Source organism: Cellulomonas sp. P4_D11 (genome assembly GCF_056401915.1).
In genome coordinates, this window is record NZ_JBFUIK010000004.1 from 71,970 (window position 1) to 95,834 (window position 23,865).

Genomic DNA, 23,865 nt, shown 5'->3' on the forward strand with positions numbered 1-23,865 from the left:
CGGACATTTCCACCCGAACGCTGCCATAGCGCGCAAGCCCGACTGCCCCCACACTGGCCGGATGAGCCCGTCCGCGGCAGCCCCGTCGACGGCCGCGGTGCGCGTGTTCGACGTCCTGGTGGTCGGCACCACCAACGTCGCCCGCTCGCCCGCCGCCGAGAGGCTGCTGCGCGCCCGGCTCGGGCAGGACGGTGGCATCGCGGTCACCAGCGCGGGGACGCACGCCGCGCTCGGCGAGCCGGTGCCGAGCCCGCTGGACGAGCTGCTCGCCGGGGCGGGCGCCGGCGATGCCAGGCACGAGGCCCGGCTGCTCGACTCCGAGGCGCTGCAGTCCGCCGACCTCATCCTCACGGCCACGCGGCAGGAGCGGTCGGCCGTCGTCCGCCAGGTGCCGTCCGCCGTCGGGAAGACGTTCACGCTGCGCGAGCTCGCGCGGGTGGCCGAGGCCATCGGCCCGGACGCCCTGCCCGAGGGCGACGTGGCGACGAGGCTCTCGGCCCTGGTCAAGGCGGCGCCGAAGCACCGCGGGCCCACGGCGCCGGCGGTCGCGACCGACGACGACGTCTCGGACCCCGCCGGGCAGGGCAGGGGCGCGTACCAGCGCTCGTTCGACCAGGTGGAAGCGGCCGTCGACGACATCGTCCGGACGGTCAAGCCGATCCCCGGCCCGGCCGACCCACCCGCGCCCGTCCGCCACCACCCGGCGCCGGTGCGCCACCCCCGCCGCAGCCGCAAAATCGCCATCATCGGGGTCGCGGCGCTGCTCGCCTTCGTCCTCGCCGCCTCCGCGGGGGTGCTGCTGGTCGCCGGCCTGCTCGACAGCCGCGTCCAGCGCTTCGCCGACCCGTTCGCGGACCTGCCGACTCGACCCCCGTCGTTCGTCCCGAAGCCTCCGTCGTACGGGCACCCGGTGACCATCCTCGTGCTCGGGTCGACGGACGACCTGAAGACGGAGAAGACGGGAAGCTGGGCGGCCGCCGCCGCGCAGACGGACGTCGTGATGCTCGTGCACGTCTCCGCGGACCGGTCCAGCGCCCAGGTCGTCGCCATGCCCCCGGACCTCGGGGTCGAGGTGCCCGGCGAGGGGCCCGGCACCCTGCGCACGGCCTTCGCCGCGGGCGGCCCGCCGCTCGCGGTGCAGACCGTCGAGCAGCTCACCGACGTCCGCCTCGACCACGTCGCCCTCACCGACTCCGAGACGTTCGCCCGCGTGACGGAGACGCTCGGCGGGGTGGACCTGAAGCTCGAGAACGACCTGGTGGTGAACGGCCGCGTCGAGGCCAAGGCCGGCGAGCGTCACCTCAGCGGCGCGCTCGCGCTGGCCTGGGTGCGGGGCGGCGGCGGCGACGACCTCGCGCGCTCGCAGCGCTCGGCCACCTGGCTGCGCGCGATCCTGGACCGGCTGGGCGACAGCGAGGTGCGCCGCAACCCGGTCACGTGGCTGCGGCTGCTCAGCGTCGTGTCGGGGTCGGTCGCCGTGGACGAGGGCTTCGACCGCGCCGAGATGGTGGGTCTGCTCACCAGCGTCCGCAACCTCGGGCCGTCCGCGGTGGAGGTCGTGCCGGTGCCGACGACGCTCTCGGCGACCAGCGTGCCGCCCGCCCTCGTGCCCGACACCGAGCCCTTCGGCACCCTCATGGACGCGCTGCGCGAGGACACCTTGAGCGAGCATCTCGACGCGAAGGTCCCGAGCGGCTAGACCGCGATCACCACCTTCGCGCGCGCGTGCTCGCTCTCGAGGTACCGCAGGGCGTCGGCCGCTGCCGGCAGCGGGTACGTCCGGTCGATCACGGGCACGAGCGTCCCGGCCTCGGCCAGCTCCCGCAGGGCGTCGAGGTGCTCGGCGCCGGGCACCACCTGGAGCGCCACGATCCGCTGGCTGACGAACGGCCTGGCCAGGAGCCCACGCACCAGCAGGCCGATCGGGCCGAGGACCGACCCGCCGCGGGAGACCCCGCCGCCGGACAGGATCAGGGTCCCGGTCGGCGTGAGTGCCCGACGCAGGTCCCGCAGGGAGCGGTTGCCGACGAGGTCGAGCACGACGTCGTGCCGACGCCCGGCCCGGAACGCGTCGTCGCGCGTGTAGTCGACCACGTCGGCCCCGAGCGACCGCAGCAGCTCGACGTTCCGGGTGCTGCAGACGGCCGTCACCTCGGCGCCGAACGCCCTCGCGAGCTGCACGGCGAACGTGCCCACTCCTCCGGACGCGCCGTTGACCAGCACGCTCTGGCCGGGCAGGACCCGGTCCGTCAGGCCCTGCAGGGCGGTCGTCCCCGCGAGCGGCGTGGCCGCGGCCTGCTCGAACGTCAGGTTGGCCGGCTTGCGGGCCACCAGCCGCTCAGGCGCGCACACGTACTCCGCGAGCGCGCCGTCGCACTCCCCGTAGACCTCGTCGCCGGGCCGCAGGGCGGTGACGTCCGGACCGACCGCCTCGACCGTGCCGGCGAAGTCCGATCCGCGGATCGGCTCCTTCGGCCCTCGTCGGCCGAAGTCGCTCGAGAGCCGCGCGACGTACGGGTCGCCGCGCATGAGGTGCCAGTCGCGGGCGTTCAGCGACGCCGCGCGCACGCGCACCTTGACCTGGTCCGCGGTCGGTTCCGGCTCGTCGACGTCATCGAGCGACAGCACGTCGGGTGAGCCGTACCGGCTCTGCACGATCGCCTTCATCAGGCCTCCCTTACGCCGTAAGGCTGTGTGCGACCAGCGTGACTTACGACGTAAGTTTGGTCAAGGGTCTACGAGGACAGCTTCCGGTCGAGGCCGTCGAGCAGGAGGTCGAGCCCGAACTCGAACTCGGTCTGGTCGTCACACCAGCCCAGCGTCGAGCCGGGGTCGTCGTGCGCGATCTCGGACAGCATCCCCACCAGGTTCGGCAGGGCGGCCGCGAGCTCCGGGGGTAGCGCGCCGGCGGAGGCCCCGTCGCCGGGGTCGAAGAGCTCCTGGGAGAACCCGAGCGCCCGGCTGCCCAGGGCGTGCAGCGCGTGGTGCGCGAGGTCGTAGGAGAACCCGCCCTCGCGCAGCAGCCCGACCAGCCGGTCGTGGTACCGCACGACGTTCGGGCTCACGGCCGTCTGGGTGGTCAGCAGCCGCGTCACCCACCGGTGCCGGAGCAGCACCTCGCGCGCGGACAGGATCCGGGCGCGCACGGCGGCCTTCCAGTCCGGCCCGCTTGGCAACCGGTCGACGACGTCGTTGATCTCCTCGGCGACCAGGTCCACCGCACCGTCGAGCAGGGCGTCCTTGCTGGCGACGTGGTGGTACAGCGACATGGCCTCGGCGCCCAGCTCGTCGGCGACCCGCCGCATGGTGACGGCCTCGATGCCGTGCTCGTCGGCGATCGCGACGGCGGTGCGCAGCACGCGCGCACGGCTGAGCGGCAGCCGCGGCTGCACCGGTTCGGCCGTCACCCACACCACCCCTTCCCTCCCCGGATCGTACGAGGTGGTCGGGCCTACGACGTGACCGCGATCGTGTAGGTGCCGGTCGCGCAGCCGGTGACCTGCCACCCCCCGGGCACACGCACGGCGTCGGCGTCCGCCACCCCGGTGGTGTCCAGCTGGGGCTCGGCGTCGCCCGGGACCCAGACGTCGACCTCGCAGTTCACGTCCGCGTCGTCGACGGTGGCGACGACCTTCAGGTCGCGTCCGCTCACGCTCGACGACAGCGAGTCGAGCCGCCCGGGGAACGCCCGCGGGTAAGCCCGCATCAGCGGGTCCGCGAAGCCGGCCGGCGGCGGCGTGAGCTCGCCGGTCTCGCAGTCGACCGAGACGAGGTTCCCCGACGACGTCGCGTCGTCCCCGGTCTCGGGCGAGCCGCACCCCTGCCGCCACACCCAGAACGCGCCGCCGAGGCCGAGCCGGTCCTGCGCCGCCCCGAAGCGTTCGACCTTCGCCCCGTCGACCGTCGGGTCGCCGAACCAGCCCCACTCGCCCGCCCACAGTGCCGCTCCGTAGGCCGCGGCGGCGCGGGCCGACACGGCGAGGTTGCGCTCGATCGAGGCGATGGTCAGCCCGAGGCTCTGGTCCATGGTGATCGACTCGCTGTACGGGTGCGGCGAGAAGACGAGCTGGCGGTCGTCGGTGAACCCCGGCGGCGGCGTCACGTCGAACGCGAGCCCGGACCACAGGACGCTCGGCTCGAAGAACGCGAGGTGGTGGTAGCCGCCGGCCTCGTCCTCGGCGGCGCGGATCGCGGTGATCGCGGCGTTGTAGTAGCGCCCGAGCAGCAGGCCGGAGCTGATCGGCGGGGTGGCGCCGATGCCCGGCTCGTTGAGCAGGTCGTAGCCGGCCACGGCGGGTTCGTCGGCGAACGCGCTCGCCACCCACGCCCACGTGCGGACGAGCTCGGTCTGGATCCCGTCGCGGTCGGTGTAGAAGTTGCCGAAGGCGGTCGCGACCGCCGGCGCGAGGTCGCGGGCCATGAACTGGCAGTGCAGCGTCCCGTCGGTGATCGTCGCCCACGCGGGCGCGCCGTCCCACCCGGTCGTGGCCGACGTGCCGCCGCCGCACTGCTGGTCGGGCTGGGCCAGGGCGTTGCCCCAGGCGTCCTGGTGCATGTCGAGCACGGTGTAGAGGCCGTGGGACTTCGCCGACGCCACCGCGTCCCGCACCTGGTCGAGGTACCCCTCGTCGAGCTCGCCGCGGGCGGGCTCGAGCCGCGACCACGACATCCCGAGCCGGACGACGTTGAAGCCCATCGCGGCGATCGCGGCGAAGTCGTCGTCGGTGAGCTCGCCGGTGGCCGGTGTTGCGGGGTCGCGCAGGTAGTAGTCGATGAGCTGGTTGACGTTGACGCCGCGCAGGATCACCTGGCGGCCGGTGACGTCCCCGATGACCGGCAGCCCGCCCGACGTCGGCGCGGGCAGCACGGTCAGGCGCTCCATCCCGCCGGTCGGCGCGACGGGTGCCGTGGCCGGCGGGCCGGCCGAGGCCGGCGCACCCACCAGGAGCGGGACGGCGACGAGCACGAGCGCCACCGCGCCGCCGGCGACCAGCCGGGACCGCGGGTGCGGCGCGTGTGGCACGTGCGAGCGCAACCGCCACCCGACCGCGGTGACCACCGCCGCGACCAGGCCGACGGCGACGCCGTAGCCGATCCCGGTGGCGAGGCTGATCAGGGTCGTGGCGATCCACCAGCTGTCCGCGCCGGCGCCGGCCAGCGTCGGCACGCCCGAGAGGCCCGCGACGACCGCGTCGATGACACCCAGGCCCAGCCCGGCGACGAGCGCGGCCAGCCAGACGGCCGCGACGAACGACCCCGCGCCGGTCCGGTCGGTGAGGCGTCGGTGGGCGGTCCGCACAGCGAGCGCGAACGCACCGACGAACACCGCGATCCCCGCCAGGGTGCCCAGCGCGCCGGCGCCGGACGACGGTGCGAGGAGCGGCCCGGAGAACGCGAAGCCGACGGGTCCGCCGCGCCACACCGACGCCGCGAACCCCACGGCGGCGAGCGCCACCACGACGAGCACGGTCGCCACGGCGGGGCCGGTCGCGCTGCGCGCTGGAACCGGCGCCGTGTCGTCGTCGGCCGACGCCCGCCGGCCGACGCGGAACGCGATCGACGCGGCCGCCGCGACGAGCGGCCCGACGACGAGCCCCTTGACGCCCGCGAAGCCGCTGGTGGTGACGGAGAACTGCAGGGCGGACCAGAACGAGAGGTGCGGGCCGACCATCGGCAGCGCGGCGGCGAGCCCGGCCGCGGCGGCGGCCAGCGCCGTGGCGCCGACGGTCGCGAGCCACGCCGGCACGAAGACAGCGGACCGAGCTGGCCGCGCGAACGCGTACACGGGCGCGGCCGTGGCCACCAGGAGGACCGGGAGCCCGACCACCAGCGGCGCCCAGCGGTACACGCCACCGGTGCCCAGCAGTGGGAGCCCGTGGCCCCCGACCGGGGCGAGCAGGCCGCCCGACGGGTCCAGCAGCGCGAGCGCCACGACGAGCACGAGCACGACCGCCGCGGCCGCCGCGGACGCGCGGAAGGCGGGGCGGGACGGAGACGTCGTCGTCTGGGTAGCCATGGTGATCGCGAACTGTAAACCGCCGATCTGTCCGCCGTCCGCCGTTCCCCCCAACGGCCCAACGCCTAGTGTCGGGACGTGCCCGACGCGCGAGCCTCCGAGACGGCGCTGAACCGCGCGCTGTGGTCGGTCATGAACGAGCGCTTCACCGACGCCGCCGCGGAGGCGATGTGGGTCCGGCCGGAGGCGGTGTGGGGGCTCTTCGCCATCCCGGAGAGCGAGCTCGGCGTCCTGCGCGACGTGCGCGGCCTGGATGTCGTCGAGCTGGCGGCCGGCACCGCGTACTTCTCGGCGTGGCTCACCCGGGCGGGCGCTCGGACCGTCGCCGTGGACCTCTCGTTCGAGCAGCTGGCCACGGCCCGGCGGCTGCAGCGCGCGCTCGGTCCGGTCTTCCCGCTGGTGCACGGGGACGCGGAGCGGGTCCCGCTCGCCGACGCCTGCGCCGACCTGGTGGTCAGCGAGCACGGCGCCGCGGCGTGGTGCGACCCTGAGCGGTGGTTGCCCGAGGCGGCCCGCCTCCTGCGACCGGGAGGTCGGCTCGTCTTCCTCACCAACAGCCACCTGTCCGCGCTCTGCGTGCCGGCCGACGAGGGCGTCGCCGAGGAGCAGCTGCTCCGCGGTCAGCGCGAGGCCCACAAGGTGCAGTGGCCCGGTGGCGGGGTCGAGTTCCATCCCTCGCACGGCACGTGGATCCGGGTGCTGCGCCAGGCCGGGTTCGTGGTGGAGGCGATGCACGAGATCTACGCGCCGCCCGACGGTGGGGACCACCCGTTCTACGAGATCGTGTCCGCGGACTGGGCGCGACGATGGCCCGCCGAGGAGCTGTGGGTGGCCACGCGCCGCCCCTGACCCCCGCTCGCTACGATCGGCCGATGCCGCACGAGGACTGGATCGAGCACCGCCGCCAGGGCGACCGCGAGCTGCTCGGGTGGATCCGACCGGAGGGCGACGGCTACGTCGCCCTCGACGCGCTCGGCCGCCCGGCGACGGAAGCGGTCGACTGGCTCGAGGCCGAGGAGGCGCTCGACGAGCGCGGCCTGCACTGGATCGCCGACCTCTTCCAGCTCGACCGCCCCGACGGCACCCGCGAGCGCGTGCGCATCGTGGAGGTAACGCCCGACCGCGTCGTCGTGAAGGTCGACGACTTCGGCGACGTGGGGGCAGGGACCCCGTCCTACGTCCTCCCGTTCCCGGCCCCGGACGCGCTGCGCCCGTTCGAGGGCGACGCCCAGACGATCGGCGGCTGACGGTGCTGACGACGACCTTCGCGGACCTCACCACTGCCCACGTCGCCGACGCGTGCCTGCGCCTGGGGATCCCCGTGCGGTGCGCCCCGCCGGCGGTGCGCCCGCTCTGGGCCGGCATCCACGTGGTCGGTCGCGCCCGGCCCGCGCAGCACGTCGGGAGCGTCGACGTCTTCCTCGAGGCCCTCGAGCACGCGTCGCCCGGCGACGTCCTGGTGGTCGACAACGGCGGCCGCACCGACGAGGCCTGCGTGGGCGACCTGGTCGCGCTCGAGGTGGCGCGCGCCGGCCTGGCGGGGATCGTCATCTGGGGGCTGCACCGCGACACCGCGCAGCTGCGCTCCATCGCCCTGCCGGTGTTCAGCCTCGGCGCCTACCCCGACGGCCCCGAGCGCCTCGACCACCAGCCCGCCGATGCCCTGGACCGGGGCGCGTGCGGCCCGCACACGGTCACCGGCGACGACGTCGTGCTCGGCGACGACGACGGCGTGGTGTTCGTGCCGTCGTCGCGGGTCGACGAGGTCGCGGGCGTCGCCGCCCGGATCCGGGACACCGAGCGCCACCAGGCCGCGCGCATGCAGCTGGGCACGTCGCTGCGCGAGCAGACCCGGTTCGCCGACTACCTCGTCGCCCGCGACCGCGACGGGATCACGTTCCGTCAGCACCTGCGGTCGCTGGACGCGGCGATCGAGGAGTGAGCTCCCTCAGGCCGACGGGACCCGGACGCGTCGGCGCTTGGTCCTGGCCGGAACTCCGCGGCGTCGCAGCGCCGTGATCCGGCGCCGCGGCACCACGGCGTCCACCACCGCGGACCCCTCGGCGGGACCGTCGAGGACCTCGACCTGCGCGCCGGTCACCGGCTGGAGCGCGAGCCGCCGCTGCGCGACCACGTAGGCCGGCACCAGCAGGACGACCGCCCCGATCCAGGCGAGCGGGTTGCCCCACACGACCCCGCTGTAGCCGTAGGCCGCGCCGAGCACGCCGGCGGCACCCACGCGGCAGACGAGCTCGACCACGCCCGTCAGGGTGGGCACCACGGTCTGCCCGAGGCCCTGCAGGCCGCCGCGCAGCACGAACAGCACCCCGAGCACGCCGTACAGCACGCCGTTGACCAGCAGGTAGTGCGCGGCCATGTCGACCACCCGCTGCTCGCCCTCGCCGACGAAGACGCCGATGATCGCGGAGCCGCCGGTGACGAGCACGACGCCGAGGACCAGCGAGCCGACGACCGACATCCCCATGCCCTGCACGACGCCGCGCCGGATCCGGTCGGGCCGGCCGCCGCCCAGGTTCTGCGCGACGAACATCGAGACCGCCAGGCCCAGCGACGCGAGCAGCGCGACGGCGAGCCCGTCGACCCGGACGGCCGTCGTGTAGGCCGCGACGGCGTCGGGCCCGAGCTCGTTGAGCCGCACCTGCACGGCGAGCGCGCCGATGGCGATGATCGATGCCTGGAACCCCATCGGCAGCCCGAGCCGCAGGTGCCGACGCAGCTCCGCGGTGTCGACGCGCCAGGCCACGGGCGGCACGTGCAGCACCGGGACCCGCCGCCGCACGAACGCGAGGCAGAGCGCGACCGACACCCCCTGCGAGATGACGGTCGACACCGCCGCGCCGGCGACGCCCATGCCGAGGCCGGCCACCGCGGTGACCACCAGAACGATGTTGAGGACGCAGCTGATCGTCAGGAAGATCAGCGGCGTCCGCGAGTCGCCGATCGCGCGGATGATCGCGGACAGGTAGTTGAAGAACATCATCGTGCTGGCGCCCAGGAAGCTGATGACCGCGAACGTCGTCGCCTCGGGGAGCAGCTCCTCGGGCGTCTGCAGCAGTCGCAGCGCCGGGCCGGCCAGCAGCGGCGCGGCCACGGTGAGCAGCGCGCTGGTCGCCGCCGACAGCATCGTCCCGGCCACGACCGACCGTCGCACGGCCGCGTGGTCGCCGGCACCGAACGCGTGCGCCGTCGGGATCGCGAAGCCGTTGGTCATGCCCCACGCGAACCCGAGCAGCAGGAACAGCAGGCTGCCGGTGGCGCCCACCGCGGCGAGCGAGTCGACGCCGAGCACCCGGCCGACGACGACGGCGTCGGCCGCTTGGTAGAGCTGCTGGACGACGTTGCCGACGAGCAGCGGGACGGCGAACAGGAGGATGACGCGCCAGGGGCGACCGGCGGTGAGGACCTTGGGCACAGCGAGACCTTGGGACTGGAAGGGCGGGTGGGAACGCCGCGGAGGTCCGTGGTGCGGGTCGCGTCGTGCTGCGATCGTATCGATACGACACCGTCCGAACGAAACGATTTGATGCAGGTCACAGCGGGTTTCGCCCAGGGATCAGGAGGACCCGGACATCGCGGGCGTCCCGGCGCTGCCCACGCCTGCGCCGCGGTCGCCGGGCGTCAGGGAGCCGGTGTCTCCGTCGGGTCGGCGGAGACGATCGCGGCGGGCTCCTCCGTCGCGAGCGTCGTCGCCGCGGGCGGGTCGGTGGGCGTCTCCGTCGGCGTCGGCGACTCGCTCGGCGCGGGGGTCTCGCTCGGGTCCGGCGTCGGCGACTCGCTCGGCGTGGGGGTCTCGCTGGGCGTCGGCGTCGGCGTCTCGCTGGGCGTCGGCGTCGGCGTCGGCGCCGGCGTCGGCGTCTCGCTGGGCGTCGGCGACTCGGTCGGCGTCGGGGTCGGGGTCGGCTCGGGTTCCGTGGTCGGGGCTGGGGTCTCGGTCGGCGTCGCCGTCGGGGCGGGCTCCTCGGCCGTGGGCGCCACCGGGACGACCGGGGTTGCGGCGTTCGGCTGCCCGTTCACCAGGATCGGGGTCGAGGTCCCCGCACCGCGGTCGTCCGTCGTGCCGAACTCCCAGTGCCACGGCTCGTTCGGTCCCCGACCGCCCTCGTCCATGTAGGTCGGGTGGTGCCAGCCGAAGAGCGCGGCGTTGGCCTTCAGCCACGCGTACTGCGGCGACCGGTAGCTGTCGGCGCCGTCGCCGAGGTCGATGGCCAGGCCCCAGCCGTGGTTGGACGTGCCGGGGACGGCCGCGAGGCCACCCTTGGCCGCCTTGGTGGTGACCTGCTCCGCGAAAGAGCGGTACGAGTCCGAGAGGACCATGTCGTGGCCGAACGCCTCGCGGTACGCCACGTTCATGCGCGCGAGGGCGTCGGCGGCGTCGCACCGCAGGTGGTGCTGGGGGGCGAACTCGACCGCGCAGAGCACCTCGAGAGGGATGTTCCCGTTGGCGTAGCCGTCGATGGACCGAGCCTGCTGCTCGGCCTTGGCGATCGCGGCCTTGGTGGCCTCGTCGGCGGACACGGCGGCCTGCTGGGCCGCGAGGGTGATGCCGGCGGCGGCGTCCCGAGCCTGGACGGCGGCCGCGGCCGCGGCGACGACGTCCCGGGTGTCGGCCGCGGCGTGGGCGCCGACGACGGCGGCATCGAGCGCCGCGACGTTCGGGTCGGCGGCCACGAGCATGCGGGCCAGCGCGGCGTTCTGCGCCGACTGGTCCGCCAGGTCGAGCGCGACCAGGAGCACGTCCGTCTCCACGTCCTGGACCGCGCGCGAGGCGGCCTCGACGTCGCCGCCGGCCACCTCCTGGCGCGCACCCAGCACCCGTGGCGGCAGCTGCTCGACCGTCAGCTGCGGGGTGGTCGCCGGCTTCTGGTGAACCACGACCTCGACGCCGTCGGGGAGCCGCAGCGAACCGGGCTGCACGACCGGCACGGGCGGCACCGCCACCAGCGGGCCGCCGACGAGCGTGACGGTCGCGGTCTCCACGGCCGTGATGCGGTCGTCGAGCCGGAGCAGTGCCGTCCGCTTCACCTGACCGACCGGCTCGGTCGCCACGGGGAGGTGCGCGACCTGCGGCTGCGCCACCGCACCGACCTGGGCGACGTCCGCGGAGTACGAGGCGACGAACGGCACGACGGCAAGTCCGGCCGTCAGGATCGCCGTCGTCGACACGAGCAGGACGGACTGCGGCACCCGACGACCCGGATTCGAGCGCGCGCGGTGACGGCCTCTGCTCTTACGTGATCCGAGCACTGATGCCCTCCGCACTGCCTCGACAGTCGACCTTCTCACCGGCTGCGCCCGCGCGTCGACCGGTGCGGTGGGCGAAACCGGGCCCCAGGGAGGCGAAGTTCTCGGAGACTCTTGCCCACGCGCGCGAACACCGGGTGAGCCTCAGGCGCCGAAGGGACGAACGGCACATATCGGGCCGACCGGCCGCTCACGGCCGGGTCGGTCCCTTCCTGCAGGTCAGCGGCTCAGCCGCTCGCCCGAGCATCGATCAGGTCGAGGTCGCGCACGGCGTACCGGTAGTGCTCCCACTCCTCCTCGAGGATCACATGGAGGCACGAGAGCACGGTCTCGGGGTACTGCGGGGCGTGCGGGTTCTTCCGTGCCTCGGCCAGCAGCTCGGGCGTCGCGGCGTCGAGGAAGTCGCGCACCATCGCGACCCGGCCCGCTCGGACCTCGAGCACCTCGCCGTACGACGGTGTGTCCGTCCGGAAGATCGACATGTCGATGCCGTCCTCCCCCGCCGAGCCGGCGTCCATCTGCCCGAGGGGATGGAACGGCTGCTCGAGTTCGAGGATCCCCCGCCCCAGCCACACGTCGGTGGCGAGCACCAGGTGCCGCAGCGTCTGCGCGAACGACCACTCGCCGTCCACCGACTCGTCGACGGTCGCCGCCGGCATCGTCGCGACCCGGTCGAGCGTGCCCGCCCACGTGCGCTCGAGGACCGCCCACGCCGCCCGCAACCCCGCAGGGCTGTCGGCGCGCTTCTGGTCCCGGCCGGGGAAGCGGCGGTTCAGCTCGGCCTCGACGAACGGGACCACGTCGACGCCATTCACGTAGAACGCGCTCTCGCCGTCCAGGAGCCACGGCGCGTCGATGTCGGCGCCAGCCGCGTCGACCCCCCGCATCACCACGCCGGACAGGTCGCTGCCGACGAACCTCGCGCCGCGCAGGTTCCGGCCGACGAACCGCTCCGCCTCGGGCTGGTCGGACTCGGTGGAGGTGGCCATCGCTTCTCCTCGTCGCACCGTCGGGATCGCGAGTCCAGTGTCGGGGCGTCACGGGTCGCTGTCCACGCAGGTGCCCGCCCTCCACGCCCACGAACGCGCCCGGCCTACCCGCGATCGTCGGGCTTGGCGTAGAGGATCTCGCGGGCCTGCTCGGCGGCGCGGGAGATGCTCTCGCCGACGAAGTCCATGAACCGCGCGACGTTCTCGAGGCGGACGGCGGCCGGGGTGTGGGGCCCGAGGACGCTGACGCCCTGCCGCGCGGTCTCGGCCAGCTCGGCGTTCGACCGGGCGCTGGCGATCATCGACTGGTACCAGACGCCGGCGTCGGCGACGTAGCGCTCACGACGACGTTCGTCGCGCTCCCGCAGGACGAGACCCTGGCTCTCGAGGAACGCGATCGCCTTGGAGATCGAGGCGGGGCTGACCTGGAGGCGCGCGACCAGCTCGGACGCGGTGAGGCTGCCGGCGTCTGTGGTGTAGAGGCAGGTGAGGACCCCGGCGGCGATCCTGGGCAGGCCGGACCGCATGAGCAGCGTCGTGAACGTCTCCTCGTACTCCCGGACGGCCTCCGCGTCGCGGCCGTCGGCCTGCGGGGGCGACTGCGGTCCGCGGGTCGTCGCCGGCCGGCGCCGGTGGGCGTTGCGCTCGGCGGCGCGGTGGGCGAGGTCGGAGCGGTACGCGGTCGGGCCGCCGTTGCGCATCACCTCGCGCGTGATCGTCGACGTGGGGCGGTCCAGACGCCTGGCGATCTCCGCGTAGGCGAGGTCGTCGGCCAGGCCCAGCGCGATCTGCTGGCGTTCCTGCTGGGTGAGCCTGCCTCCCGGCATCGCAACCTCCGCTGTCCTCGACGAGGTGCTCAGCATAGCGTTCATTTCATAGCCATTGCAACGCGTCTGTTGCGTTAGATTCCGAGCCGTTGCAATGATTTGTCCGCGCTGACCTGGCCGTTTGTCTGCTCGTCGCAAAGAAGTAGTTGCCTGGTAAGCGAACGCAACGTAGCGTTTCACATGTCAGAAACACCCCACAGCACCGAGTACAGGAGTTGAGCACGATGCAGAACTTCCCCACCCCCACCCCGATCACCGCCGTGCTCGACATCCCCGCCGGGCGCGTCCAGCTCATCGCGGCGGACCGTGCCGACACGGTGGTGGACGTCCGGCCCGCGGACGCCACGAAGGGGCGCGACGTGAAGGTCGCCGAGCAGACCACGGTCGACTTCCGCGACGGCGTCCTGCGGATCGAGTCCGTGGCCAAGAACCAGGTCCTCGGCGCCTCCGGCTACATCGAGGTGACCGTCCAGCTGCCCGCCGGCTCGCAGGTCGAGGCGACGGCTGCCGCCGCCGAGCTGCGGGGCGTCGGCCGGCTCGGCGACGTCGCGTTCCAGGGCGCGCAGGGCGAGATCAAGCTGGACGAGGCCGCGAGCGTGCGCGTCACGACGAACGCCGGTGACGTCACGGTCGGTCGGCTGCACGGTCCGGCGCAGATCAACACCCAGAAGGGCGACATCCAGATCGCCGAGGCCGTTCGCGGGTCGCTGGTGCTGAGCACCCAGGCCGGCAACGTGTCGGTCACGGCGGCCGCCGGCTCCTCCGCCTCGCTGGATGCCGGCACCTCGTACGGCCGGGTCCAGAACGCGCTCGTGAACGCCGGCAGCGGCCCGGAGCTGACCATCAAGGCGACCACGGCCTACGGCGACATCACGGCCCGCAGCCTCTGAGTCGCTCGGCCAAGGCGGCGTCCACCGACACCCTCGTCGGCGGACGCCGCCTTCGGCGTTCCTACGGTCGTCGCCGCACCGGTCCGAGCCAGCGAGGCACCCTCCGCCGGTAGTCGTCGTACGGCGCACCGAACCGCTCGTGGAGAAACCGCTCCTCGGGGATGATCGCTCCCCAGAGCACGAGCAGCACCGCGACCGGGAGCAGGACGAGCCCCCAGAACGTGGGCACCAGCAACGCCAGCCCGGCGTAGAGCGCGAGCAGGCCGACGTACAACGGGTTGCGGGAGATCCTGAACGGACCGCCCTCCAGCATCGTGGTCGTCGCCTGCCCGGGCAGCAGCCCAGTCTGGTGGCGGCTGAACAGCCACAGCGCCCAGCCGTTCCACCCGGCGAACGCGACCACCAGCGCCCAGCCGAGCGGGATCCGCCACCCGCCGAGCTCGACCGGGTCGCCCCAGGCCGCGGTGGCCAGCCAGCCGGCGAGCAGGGGCGCGCCGATCGCGACCGGCGGCCAGAGCCGGAACGAGACGACCCCGTGTGCCATGCCCCGAGTGTCCCGGTCGAGGCAGGCGCGCTGGAAGACTGCATCGTGTGACCACGCCGTACGTGGAGCAGGAGAGCTGGGCACGGCTGGTGTTCGACCTCACCGTCGCAGCGTTCGTCGTCGGTGAGGTCGTGCAGGCGATGCGGGTGCGACGGGGCGCCTCGCGCACGGACGTCCTCGGCGAGGTCGTGTTCCGGGTCGTCTTCCTCGCCGGCATCCTGACCTTGCCGCTGTCCCGGACGCTCGCCCCCGACGCCGGCCTCGAGGGTGCCGGGGTCTTCGTCCTGGGCGCCGTCGTCGGATGGTTCGGCTTGCTGCTGCGATGGTGGTCGTTCGCCACGTTGGGCCCGCTGTTCACGACGGTGGTGAAGACCTCCGCCGGCCAGCCCATCGTGAGCCGCGGCCCCTACCGCCTCCTCCGGCACCCCAGCTACACCGGTCTGCTGGCGGCCCTCCTCGGCTTCGGCCTGATGTTCGGCAACTGGGTCGGGGCGTGCGCCTGCTTCCTGCTGGTCCTCGTCGCGGTCGTCTACCGCCTCCTGCGGGAGGAGCGGGCGCTGACCGAGGCGGTGGGAGATGCCTACGTCGCGTTCGCCAAGGATCGCGCCCGCCTGGTCCCGTTCATCTGGTGAGCGTCGGGTCTTGACGGGTCACTTGTTTTTTGCAAGTGTCGGCCTCATCCCGATTCACGACGACGAGAGGCACGACCATGACCGCGATGTTCGTCAATCTGCCGGTGACCGACCTGGAGCGCGCCAAGGCGTTCTACTCGGGGGTCGGCTTCGCCCTCAACCCCGCCATGTCGGATCACAACGCCGCGTGCTTCGTCGTCGAGCCGGACCACAGCTACGTCATGGTCCTGCTGCGCGAGTACTTCCAGACGTTCACCGACAAGCCGCTGGGTGACCCGGCCGTCAACCCCGCGGTCTCGACCGCCGTCTTCCTCGACAGCCGGGACGCCGTCGACGAGACGGTCACGAACGGCCTCGCCGCGGGTGGCACGGAGGAGCACCCCGCGTCGGACTACGGCTTCATGTACCAGCGCCAGCTCACCGACCCCGACGGCAACATCCTCGAGTTCGGGTGGTTCGACGCCTCCGCCGCCGCACCGGCACCCGAGACGCTCGCGGACCAGCAGGCCTGATGGCCGCTCGCGACTACGGCCAGTACTGCGGCGTCACCCAGGCGCTGGAGCTCGTCGGCGAGCGCTGGGCCCTGCTCATCGTCCGCGACCTGCTGGTCGGGCCGCGCCGCTACGGGGAGCTCGCCGCGGGGCTCCCCCGCATCCCGAGCAACATCCTCGCCGCGCGGCTCAAGGAGCTGCAGGCCGCCGGCATCCTGCGCAGGGCGCCGCGGTCGCGCATCATCATCTACGAGCTGACGCCGTTCGGCCGCGAGCTCGAGCCCATCGTGCTCGCGCTCGGCGCGTGGGGCTTCAAGGCGATGGGCGACCCGCGCGACGAGCAGGTCATCACCCCGGACGCGATGACCATGACCCTGCGCACCGCCTTCCGGCCGGACGTGGCCTCGGGTCTGCCGACGACCACCTACGGCGCCCGGTTGGGCCCCGCCGAGCTGCTGGTCCGGGTGTCCGGCTCCACCCTCGACGTGTCACGCGGCGACGACGGGCCGGTCGACCTGGCCTTCGCCACCGGCCCGGACATCCGCCGGCTCCTCTCCGGCGAGCTCGCCCCGGACCGCGCGATCGCGACCGGCGTGGTCCAGGTGCTGCGCGGGCCGGACGACCTCCTCGACCGCTTCGCGAGCACGTTCCACCTGGCCGCCTGACCCCGTTGACGCGGACGCGGCTGTCCGCCACCGTCGGGAGATGCACTCGGCGATGACGTTGTCCGACGATCCAGACGACCTCTCGCGGGCGAGGTTCCGGTTCAGCCCTCCCGACAACGAAGCGCCGGCCGCCGTCGGCGCGAGCGGAGTGATCGGGCGGTCAGCCGACGTGGCGATCCTGCTGATCGGCCTCTCGCGCTACAGCACCGGGCTGATGATCGACCTGGCGGTCCGCCGACGCCTCGATCCTGGGCCGACCGATCGGCTGCACGCGGCCTTCGACGCCGGCCTGCTCGTCGGTGTTCAACTCGCAGACGGTCGCACCGCCGTGTCCGGAGACCTCGACTGGAGCGCGTCCCCGGCCGGCGACGAGCCGATGCTCATGCATCGCGGGGGCGGAGGCGGCGGCCGCGAGTGGTCCAGCTCGCTGTGGCTGACGCCTGCGCCGCTGCCGGGAGACCTGGTGATCGTCGCGGCCTGTCCCGCGCTGGACGTCGACGAGTCCAGGATCACCGTCGATGGCGCGGTGCTCCGGGCTGCGGCCGACGCGGTCGAGATCCTCTGGCCCCGCGAACCGGACCAGGCGCACCCGCACGTCCGACCGGCTCCGGTCGACGTGCCGCCCGGGGGCTGGTTCGAGCGGGCGATCGCCACCGCCCGGTTGGACGAGCCGACGCCCTGACGTCAGCGGACGCTGTCGGCCGCGAGCGCGTCGGTGAGCAGCCCGACCAGGGTTTCGAGCTGCACGTCCGTCGACGACGACGCGTCCTCCTCCGCCGCCCCGTCCAGCGCCCGAGCAGCCAGCGCCGACTTGCTGTCGATCAGCTCGGCGATCTTCGAGTCGATGGTCTGCGCGGCGATGATCCGCCACGCAGTGACGGGCTCGTCCTGGCCGATCCGGTGGATCCGGTCGATCGCCTGCGTCTGCTCGGCAGAGGTCCACGAGAGCTCGGCCAGCACCAGGTTGGAGGCGACCTGCAGGTTGATCCCCACGCCGGCAGCCATCAGCGAGCACACCGCGATCTGCACCTCGGGGTCGTCGACGAACGACGCGATGTTCTTGTTGCGCGTCCGCGTCGTCTGGTCGCCACGGATCGAGGCGTACTTGATGCCGCGGTCGGCGAAGGTCTGCTCGGCCTGGTCCATGACATCGACGTGCCGGGCGAAGAACACCACCTTGCCGACGTTGCGCGCGAGCTGCGCGGCATAGTCGGCGGCCAGCCCGGCCTTCGCCTGGCCGATCCGTCGGACCATCGTGAAGACGTTCTCGCCGTTGGCCTTCGAGCTGGAGTCCTTGAGCTCCGCCGCCGCCACCCGCCGCACGAGATCGTGGTCGATCCCGTCGATGGCTTCTCCGCTGCGCCCCTCGACGACCGACCGGTAGCGCTCGACCATCCGCTGGGTGAGCGCGGCCTCGGCGGCCCTGATCGAGCGGCCGACCGCGCCGTCGAGCTCGACCGGCAGGTCCGCCACCCGTCGCGCGGGGATGTCGGCAATCACGTCGACCTTGCGACGACGCACGATGCCCATGTCGATCACGCTCGCGCGCGCGGCGGCGTAGAACCCGGGGTCGGCGGGCGTGAGCCCGGTCTCCTCGAGCGCGGCCATCAGCGGGCCGAGCGGCTTGGTGTCGTCGATCCAGCCGAGGAACTGCCAGATCGCCCGGAAGTCCTCGATGTCGTTGATCAGCGGCGTGCCGGTGAGCGCCATCAGCAGCGGCCGGGCTGTGCGGGCGCGGATCCGCTCCGAGAGCGCGAGCACGTGCTGCGAGCGCTGCGACGTCTTGTTCTTGATGAAGTGCGCCTCGTCGACGACCATCCCGCGGAAGCCGAGGGTGCCGAGCCAGCCGACGTGCCGATCGAGGATGTCGTAGTTCACGATCACGACGTCGGCGAACCCGTCGACCTGGTCGCCGTCGCCGTGAACCACGGTCGCCCGCCGGAACGGCGTCCACAGCCCGACCTCGTGCGCCCAGTTCGTCTTGACGACGTTGGGCACGACAACCAGCAGCGGATAGGCGTCGGCCGCCTGGGCGGCGAGCAGCGCCTGCGCGGTCTTGCCGAGCCCGGGCTCGTCGGCGAGCAGGAACGTGCGGTGCCCGCCGGCCGTCGCCGCAACGACCTGCGCCTGGTGCGGCATGAGCTCCCGGCCGGGAGGAAGCGGCACCCGGCGCGGCTCGGGCAGCGCCATGCAGGCGGGCGCGCCGGTCGCGGCCCGCTCGAACGACCTGAACAGCGGCTCGAGCAGCTCCCACCCGGCCAGCCGCCGAGCCTTCGCCGCGGTCCGCTCGGCCGCGGCGGCATAGTCGGGAGCCAGGAACGGGTTCGCGAGCTGTCGAGCAATCACCGACCGCGGCACCACCTGCGTCGCGGCCCCGGGCACTGGCGCGGGCGGCGGGGCAGGCGCGGGCTCCTCCGGCGGCTCCAGCCCGCCGGCGCGCATCAGCGTCGCCTTGTAGGCACGCGCGGCATCCGAGACCCGGGCGTCGTCGGCGAGCAGCTCGAGCAGCGAGGTGTCGCGGGCAGCGGTCCGGGCCAGCTGCGTCGCCACCCCGTCCAGCCGCTTGAGCTGCTCCCCGCGCCGCGATGCGGACAGGCCGGCGTCGGCCATCACCCGCGCACGCTCCTCGCGCACGAGCAGGGCCACCACCTGGAACTTCGTCCGCACCGCCGGCTGCTTCTGCGGCCGCTGCACGGCACGGTCGACGTCGCGGGCGACCTCGGCGAGGACGGGGATGATCCCCTGCTCGGAAGGACGCGGCGCACGGTTGCGCTGCGCGCCGGAGTCAGTGCGCGCGCGACCGGACCCGCGTTGGCCGCCTCGTGCCACATCTCCTCCTCAACCCACCAGCCGCACCGCGAATGCGGCGCAGCGCGCAACGACGCCAGAGACCGGGACCGGTCGGTCGTCCGACCGCGACTCCACGTCGGAGTCAGCCCCTCCCTGGGCGCCCGCTACTGAGCGCCGGGTAACGCAGGAAAACGCCACCACCTACCGGCCCGCGCTCACGCCGCCGGGCACCTTCCGTGAACCTCCGCGGGCACGATCGTGACCCTGCGTGATCTCCGGAGCACCTGGAGCCTACCGCCGCCCGCCTCGATCCAGTCGGTCGCCATGCTCATGTTCGTCAGCAAACGGTTGCGTCCCGGTGCGGTGCCGACCTGCCGGTCGTCCGTGCACGAGACGACCACGATCGGCTGCGGCCGCGATGGCGCCTGACATGCTGCAGGTCATGGAGCTCGTGTACGTCTTTGCTGTGGAGGACGCTGACGCGGACAGCTGGTCGGCGGAGGTGGCGGTTGCTGCGTCCAAGCCATCGGAAGCCGTCCGGCGCATCCGTTCAGCGGGCTTGCACAAGAAGCAGATCCGCAACGAGGCGCGGCCGGTTCGCGTCATCGGCCTCGACGAGCTACCCGAACTGGGCGCTTCATCGGGCGGTATCGTCCGCCGGCGGCTGAACGACGCCGGATGGACACCGTGGAGCGCTGTACCCAAGGGCGCTTCGCTGAATTGGCGTGTCAGCGGGGACGCGGTGGTGGAGACGAATGGCCGTGGTCACGGATAGCCGCTCCTCTGCGCGAGACGCCGCAACTCACCACGGATCGCACAGCGCCCCACTGACCTGCAACAACACGCGGACCTCAGGGCTGATTGAAGGTGCCAGACACCCGCTTTAGGAGTTCGATCCGGAGGCCCAACAACCGCGCTGACCTGCGGAAATACATGCAAGTAGTTCCGCACCTGACAATGCTTCGAACGCTCTGCTGACCACATGCTGACCACGGATCGCCCTCCGATACGCCGGCCCAACCCGAAAACGCTCAAGAGCACGCGCAGCGTCGTGGCCAGACACGCGCACCGTCCCAGCAAACGCTGCACCCGAGGACTCGTCGCTACAGCCAACTCGCCGGTGGAAGGGACGAAACGAGCCGCGGCATGTGTGCGACGCGGTGTTCAGCGCCGGTCGCAACGCTCGACGCAATCGTGTCCATGCGGGTACGCCCCACGGTGGATTGCAGGTCCCGCTCAGTTCACCCGTTCAAATCCGGCATTCTGAAAATCTTGGATCGTGGCAGCGGACGTATCGTCGGGAACCGCCAGAACCAGCAGTCGCCGAGCGCGAGTTGCGGCCACATAAAAAATCCGGATCTCCTCGGAACGCTCGCCAGCCTGCCCGGAAAGGCCAAGCGCCCATGTGTCGGCCTGCGGCGTGAACCACTCCTTTGCAGGCGCCTCCGCGACTACCATCACCGCATCTACGGACTCACCCTTTACGCCGTGCACGCTCTCCACCCGCATTCCATCATCATCACTCACCGCAATGAAGTCCTCGACCGCGCCACCACGGAAATCTCGCGGAACACTGAGAGGTGCGCCCAGGTCTGCTATCGGAAATATCAGACGCACCAACCGGTCAAAGTCATTTAGGGCCCCCGTAGCCCATTGATGCAAATCGCCCTCCGCCAACGGAAGTTCATCGATCATCGCGATCATCGCCGATCGAAATACGCGCAGGTCCAAAGGTAGCGACGGCGGAGGAGATCCAAATGCTCGCCGAAGCACCGTCCGCTGCAACTCCTCGAGGTCGTCCAGTTTCAACGCGCCGCCATCGACCTTGATGCGCAGCAGCAGCTCGAGCAGCGCCGGCAAGCGGTGTGTGTGCCGTCCACGAATCGCGTTCGCGAGGGCATTCGCTCGGGTTACGATCACGGACTTCTCGAAATCTCCGTGGGCGGAGTCGATCAGGGTCCTGAACGTCTCGGGAAGCGATCTTACGTCGTTTGGCGGGTACAGGATCACAAGCGGAGGCACTTCATAGTCCTTGTCGGGCCCCACTGCACGATCTGGTGTGGCAAGCTCGCGGAATCGCGCGCTAACGTTGCATATCAACTGCGAGGAACGGTAGTTCTCAGTAAGTCGCTTCTCGCGTAGCCCAGCCACTCGAGCAAGTTCACGGGACAGCCTTGGGGCGGCCCCCCCGAAGCCGTAGATGGACTGGTCAAAGTCGCCCACCAACACAAGCGATTTTAACCCCGCCTGGTGCAGCGCGCGGACGCACGCGATCTGCATCGCGCTCGAATCCTGGGCTTCGTCAATGAGCAGTTCGTCAAACCGTTCGACCACGGCGCGTGCCAGCGCCGCGTGGCCCGTGAGTACCCGGTACGACCAATAGAGGGCGTCGTCAAAGGAAACGTAACCAGTGGCCGCCGTGTCCAGCTTGTACTGCTTCACGGCTGCCAGCGTGGCGGCCGAGCCGTCGCCTCTCGGCTTCTTGAGCTCGATCTCACCATCCTCCAAGAAGCGGTAGTCGAGGCTATTGACGCCAGCAGGTTGACCTGCCGCTACCGCATCTTCATCCATTCGGACCGCACCTAGTGAGCTCGTGACTACGTGACCGAACGGGAGGAGCACGTAGCGCAGGAGGAACGAGTGAAGAGTGCCAACAAAGGCTTCCGGCTTAATCAACACGCGATGGTTGTCATATGCCGCGGTGGCAATCTCTTTCGCTCCTACCTTTGTGTGCGAAAGCAGCGCGAAACTTGCGCGGTTTGCCTTTAGCCACGCAGCGCGTGCGGCGACGGATCGGGTCTTTCCCGAGCCCGGGCATGCCGTGAGAAATAGGTTGCCTTCGCCGATCATCGCCTCGCGCTGTTGATCGCTCAAGCCAAAGTTCGGCGTGGTGTCGCTCATCGCTGAGTCACCCAACGGATAGACCTGGACAAATACTCCGGCACGACGAATGGGAATTGGCCATCCATTAAGGTCTCCACGAGCTCCTGAGCGAACACGCCCTTTGAGTCTTCGATCGTCTTGTAAAAGGCGTCAGCGAACTCCCTTGGTTCGACGCCGGATTCAAAGATTTGCCGTACGCCGACAGCCAGAATCGGATGTGTGCGCGCGAGCGCGTCTAGGAGGCCCTCGGGAGCGGCGGCATTGGTGTATGCCAAATCCCACTCTAGAGTCGTCTCAGCCAAATAGACCACCACCTGACCATCGCTGGCACCGATCAAACCTTCAGCACGAGGCGAGCGCGCGTGCGCAGCACCATCGTCACCGATGTACGGGTCGGAATCCGAAATTACGGCACAGCGGGTTGGCAACCCGTCGGATGAAAAGAGGCCGATAAACGGCTTGAATGCAACACCCTCGATATTTACGATTGCGACGCCGTAGTCCGCGAGCGAGATGTCCATCGTTCGAGCGATTGCCGGCAGCAGCAATTGCTCCGCGATACCTTCAACGAGGAGCACACCCTCGGCAAACAGTAGCGACGATTTCGTGACATCCAGAAATCTACGGAGAAAGCGGAACTGCTTCGGATCTAGGCTCGCACGATGAAGGGCGTGAGCGGTGGCACTCGCTCCTCTGGAGCGCGCGATTGCCGTGATTCTCTCCACTTGTGCAGACGACGCGAATTGCGGTGAATGCGTGGTCGCGATGACCTGCGCGTCTTCTAACGTCAACTTTTCAAGATACTGCATGAGCAACGACTGCAATTGCGGATGGAGATGCGCCTCTGGCTCTTCGACTAGAAGGACGCTCAGGGCGGCATCTGTTTCGTGCTGGAGTGCGGCGAGTACGACTGCGATGTACACGAGGTTGTTATAGCCAAGGCCGCTCTGCTGAAGGTGGGTTACGCTGTCTGCACCGGCAAGCGCCTGAAGCGTGGCGACAATTCGATCGTAGTCGGAGGGTGTGAAGCGCAGGGCGGAAAGGTAGGAAAACGCACCTTTCCCGGTCATTCCACTGAGCCGGTCCTGGATTGCGCTCGAGGAGTTCGCGATGGCGGGCACGACCTCGAGTTGATCGTTTGCAGCCTGCGCGATCGCGAGAAGAGTGTCGCGGTCCGGGTGCCCCGGCGGCGCGAAGGCCCCTACGAGAGCCGGCAACTTGTTTGCGGGACCTGGCTTCAGATCGCCGAGCGCGTCTCTGAGGGCCGGCAGGTACACGAATTGGAGCGCCTCTCTGGCGATTGCCTCGACCTCGTTCTGAGCGAAGTCGCCACCGAAGAGCCGAGATACTATTCGTCCGTCAGAGCTTCGGACTGCCTTCAACGTAATCTTTGCCTTGCCGACGCCCAACCTGGGCGTGAGTAGGGTAATTAGCCGTCCCCGCTCGCTGTCGGGAACATCTCCGAACGTAATGACGATTTCTAGCTCATCGACAGCGTCGGCACCTTCCGTAAAGTCGCTCTCTTGGATCCATCGTTGACCCATCCGACCGGCATGCGGAACGAGTACGCTCCGGATCGCGTCCACGATCGCCGATTTCCCCGAGTTGTTTGGCCCCACGACGACGGCGAGCGGACCTGTGAGGGGGACCTCTACGTTCATTCCCCTGAAGCCTTGAAGAGCGACGCTTTCGATGTGCACTGTTCTCCCTCAGTCGCGGGCCCAATCGCACAATAGTGGGACAATCGTGCTGAGGTCGACGAGACGAGGTTCGTCGCACCCGTGATCGTTCAGAACGATCACCCTCAACGGAGGGCATGCCGCCCGAGACGGCAACACGAGTCGTAATTGATCCACAGCAGTGAATCTGGCAAGGC

Annotated in this window: 21 protein-coding genes; 10 read left to right on the forward strand and 11 right to left on the reverse strand. The window is 71.2% G+C overall.

The window, feature by feature from the left end; all coding sequences use genetic code 11:
* Positions 1–61: 61 nt before the first annotated feature.
* Entirely contained in the window at positions 62–1,699 is a 1,638-nt protein-coding gene (locus AC1DT4_RS03900; protein WP_477088454.1) for an LCP family glycopolymer transferase, read from the forward strand.
* Here AC1DT4_RS03900 and AC1DT4_RS03905 read toward each other — a convergent pair.
* The 3 genes from AC1DT4_RS03905 to AC1DT4_RS03915 form a co-directional block, all read right to left on the reverse strand.
* Positions 1,696–2,667, reverse strand: a complete 972-nt coding sequence (locus tag AC1DT4_RS03905) for an NAD(P)-dependent alcohol dehydrogenase (RefSeq protein WP_477088455.1) — start codon at positions 2,665–2,667, stop codon at positions 1,696–1,698. The two genes, AC1DT4_RS03900 and AC1DT4_RS03905, sit on opposite strands and share 4 nt — an antisense overlap.
* A gap of 68 nt (positions 2,668–2,735) precedes the next feature.
* Positions 2,736–3,407, reverse strand: a complete 672-nt coding sequence (locus tag AC1DT4_RS03910) for a TetR/AcrR family transcriptional regulator (protein WP_477088456.1) — start codon at positions 3,405–3,407, stop codon at positions 2,736–2,738.
* A 44-nt stretch (positions 3,408–3,451) separates the two neighbouring features.
* Positions 3,452–6,016 carry a cellulase family glycosylhydrolase gene (locus AC1DT4_RS03915; protein ID WP_477088457.1) on the reverse strand — a complete coding sequence of 855 codons (2,565 nt, stop codon included), beginning with the start codon at positions 6,014–6,016 and terminating at the stop codon, positions 3,452–3,454.
* 78 nt (positions 6,017–6,094) lie between these two features.
* Here AC1DT4_RS03915 and AC1DT4_RS03920 point away from each other — a divergent pair, with 78 nt between their 5' ends.
* Genes AC1DT4_RS03920 through AC1DT4_RS03930 form a run of 3 tightly spaced genes read left to right on the forward strand, consistent with a single transcriptional unit; the run spans position 6,095 to position 7,958 of the window.
* Entirely contained in the window at positions 6,095–6,865 is a 771-nt protein-coding gene (locus AC1DT4_RS03920; RefSeq protein ID WP_477088458.1) for a class I SAM-dependent methyltransferase, read from the forward strand.
* 23 nt (positions 6,866–6,888) lie between these two features.
* Positions 6,889–7,263 (forward strand): hypothetical protein, encoded by a 375-nt coding sequence (locus AC1DT4_RS03925; RefSeq protein WP_477088459.1) that lies wholly within the window; start codon positions 6,889–6,891, stop codon positions 7,261–7,263.
* A gap of 2 nt (positions 7,264–7,265) precedes the next feature.
* Entirely contained in the window at positions 7,266–7,958 is a 693-nt protein-coding gene (locus AC1DT4_RS03930) for an RraA family protein (RefSeq protein ID WP_477088460.1), read from the forward strand.
* Positions 7,959–7,964: 6 nt separating this feature from the next.
* On the opposite strand, the gene AC1DT4_RS03935 is transcribed toward AC1DT4_RS03930, so the two are convergent.
* The 4 genes from AC1DT4_RS03935 to AC1DT4_RS03950 form a co-directional block, all read right to left on the reverse strand.
* A complete protein-coding gene (locus tag AC1DT4_RS03935) occupies positions 7,965–9,449 on the reverse strand; it encodes an MATE family efflux transporter (RefSeq protein ID WP_477088461.1) in 1,485 nt (494 codons plus the stop codon).
* A 206-nt stretch (positions 9,450–9,655) separates the two neighbouring features.
* Positions 9,656–11,221 (reverse strand): M15 family metallopeptidase, encoded by a 1,566-nt coding sequence (locus AC1DT4_RS03940; RefSeq protein ID WP_477088462.1) that lies wholly within the window; start codon positions 11,219–11,221, stop codon positions 9,656–9,658.
* Between the two features lie 284 nt (positions 11,222–11,505).
* On the reverse strand, positions 11,506–12,267 hold the full coding sequence (locus AC1DT4_RS03945) for a DinB family protein (protein ID WP_477088463.1): 762 nt from the start codon (positions 12,265–12,267) through the stop codon (positions 11,506–11,508).
* Positions 12,268–12,371: 104 nt separating this feature from the next.
* On the reverse strand, positions 12,372–13,094 hold the full coding sequence (locus tag AC1DT4_RS03950) for a helix-turn-helix domain-containing protein (RefSeq protein WP_477088464.1): 723 nt from the start codon (positions 13,092–13,094) through the stop codon (positions 12,372–12,374).
* A gap of 224 nt (positions 13,095–13,318) precedes the next feature.
* Between AC1DT4_RS03950 and AC1DT4_RS03955 the strand changes: the two genes are divergently transcribed.
* Positions 13,319–13,984, forward strand: a complete 666-nt coding sequence (locus AC1DT4_RS03955; protein WP_477088465.1) for a DUF4097 family beta strand repeat-containing protein — start codon at positions 13,319–13,321, stop codon at positions 13,982–13,984.
* Between the two features lie 61 nt (positions 13,985–14,045).
* Here AC1DT4_RS03955 and AC1DT4_RS03960 read toward each other — a convergent pair whose 3' ends face one another.
* On the reverse strand, positions 14,046–14,528 hold the full coding sequence (locus AC1DT4_RS03960; RefSeq protein WP_477088466.1) for a methyltransferase family protein: 483 nt from the start codon (positions 14,526–14,528) through the stop codon (positions 14,046–14,048).
* Between the two features lie 47 nt (positions 14,529–14,575).
* Between AC1DT4_RS03960 and AC1DT4_RS03965 the strand changes: the two genes are divergently transcribed.
* The 4 genes from AC1DT4_RS03965 (at position 14,576) to AC1DT4_RS03980 (ending at position 16,998) form a co-directional block, all read left to right on the forward strand.
* Complete coding sequence (locus tag AC1DT4_RS03965; RefSeq protein ID WP_477088467.1) at positions 14,576–15,160, forward strand: methyltransferase family protein; 585 nt, start codon at positions 14,576–14,578, stop codon at positions 15,158–15,160.
* A gap of 77 nt (positions 15,161–15,237) precedes the next feature.
* On the forward strand, positions 15,238–15,672 hold the full coding sequence (locus AC1DT4_RS03970; RefSeq protein ID WP_477088468.1) for a VOC family protein: 435 nt from the start codon (positions 15,238–15,240) through the stop codon (positions 15,670–15,672).
* Positions 15,672–16,316 (forward strand): winged helix-turn-helix transcriptional regulator, encoded by a 645-nt coding sequence (locus AC1DT4_RS03975; protein ID WP_477088469.1) that lies wholly within the window; start codon positions 15,672–15,674, stop codon positions 16,314–16,316. Before AC1DT4_RS03970 ends, AC1DT4_RS03975 begins: the two co-directional genes overlap by 1 nt.
* A gap of 169 nt (positions 16,317–16,485) precedes the next feature.
* Complete coding sequence (locus AC1DT4_RS03980; protein ID WP_477088470.1) at positions 16,486–16,998, forward strand: hypothetical protein; 513 nt, start codon at positions 16,486–16,488, stop codon at positions 16,996–16,998.
* A gap of 2 nt (positions 16,999–17,000) precedes the next feature.
* On the opposite strand, the gene AC1DT4_RS03985 is transcribed toward AC1DT4_RS03980, so the two are convergent.
* A complete protein-coding gene (locus tag AC1DT4_RS03985; RefSeq protein ID WP_477088471.1) occupies positions 17,001–19,145 on the reverse strand; it encodes a DEAD/DEAH box helicase in 2,145 nt (714 codons plus the stop codon).
* A 403-nt stretch (positions 19,146–19,548) separates the two neighbouring features.
* On the opposite strand from AC1DT4_RS03985, the gene AC1DT4_RS03990 reads away from it, so the two are divergent.
* Positions 19,549–19,881, forward strand: a complete 333-nt coding sequence (locus tag AC1DT4_RS03990; RefSeq protein WP_477088472.1) for an LpqB family beta-propeller domain-containing protein — start codon at positions 19,549–19,551, stop codon at positions 19,879–19,881.
* A gap of 461 nt (positions 19,882–20,342) precedes the next feature.
* On the opposite strand, the gene AC1DT4_RS03995 is transcribed toward AC1DT4_RS03990, so the two are convergent.
* Together AC1DT4_RS03995 and AC1DT4_RS04000 are read right to left on the reverse strand one after the other, a co-directional pair.
* Complete coding sequence (locus tag AC1DT4_RS03995) at positions 20,343–22,007, reverse strand: UvrD-helicase domain-containing protein (RefSeq protein ID WP_477088473.1); 1,665 nt, start codon at positions 22,005–22,007, stop codon at positions 20,343–20,345.
* Positions 22,004–23,689, reverse strand: coding sequence for an ATP-dependent nuclease (locus AC1DT4_RS04000; RefSeq protein ID WP_477088474.1), 1,686 nt, complete (start codon positions 23,687–23,689; stop codon positions 22,004–22,006). The genes AC1DT4_RS03995 and AC1DT4_RS04000 overlap by 4 nt, the downstream gene beginning before the upstream one ends.
* Between the last annotated feature and the right edge of the window lie 176 nt (positions 23,690–23,865).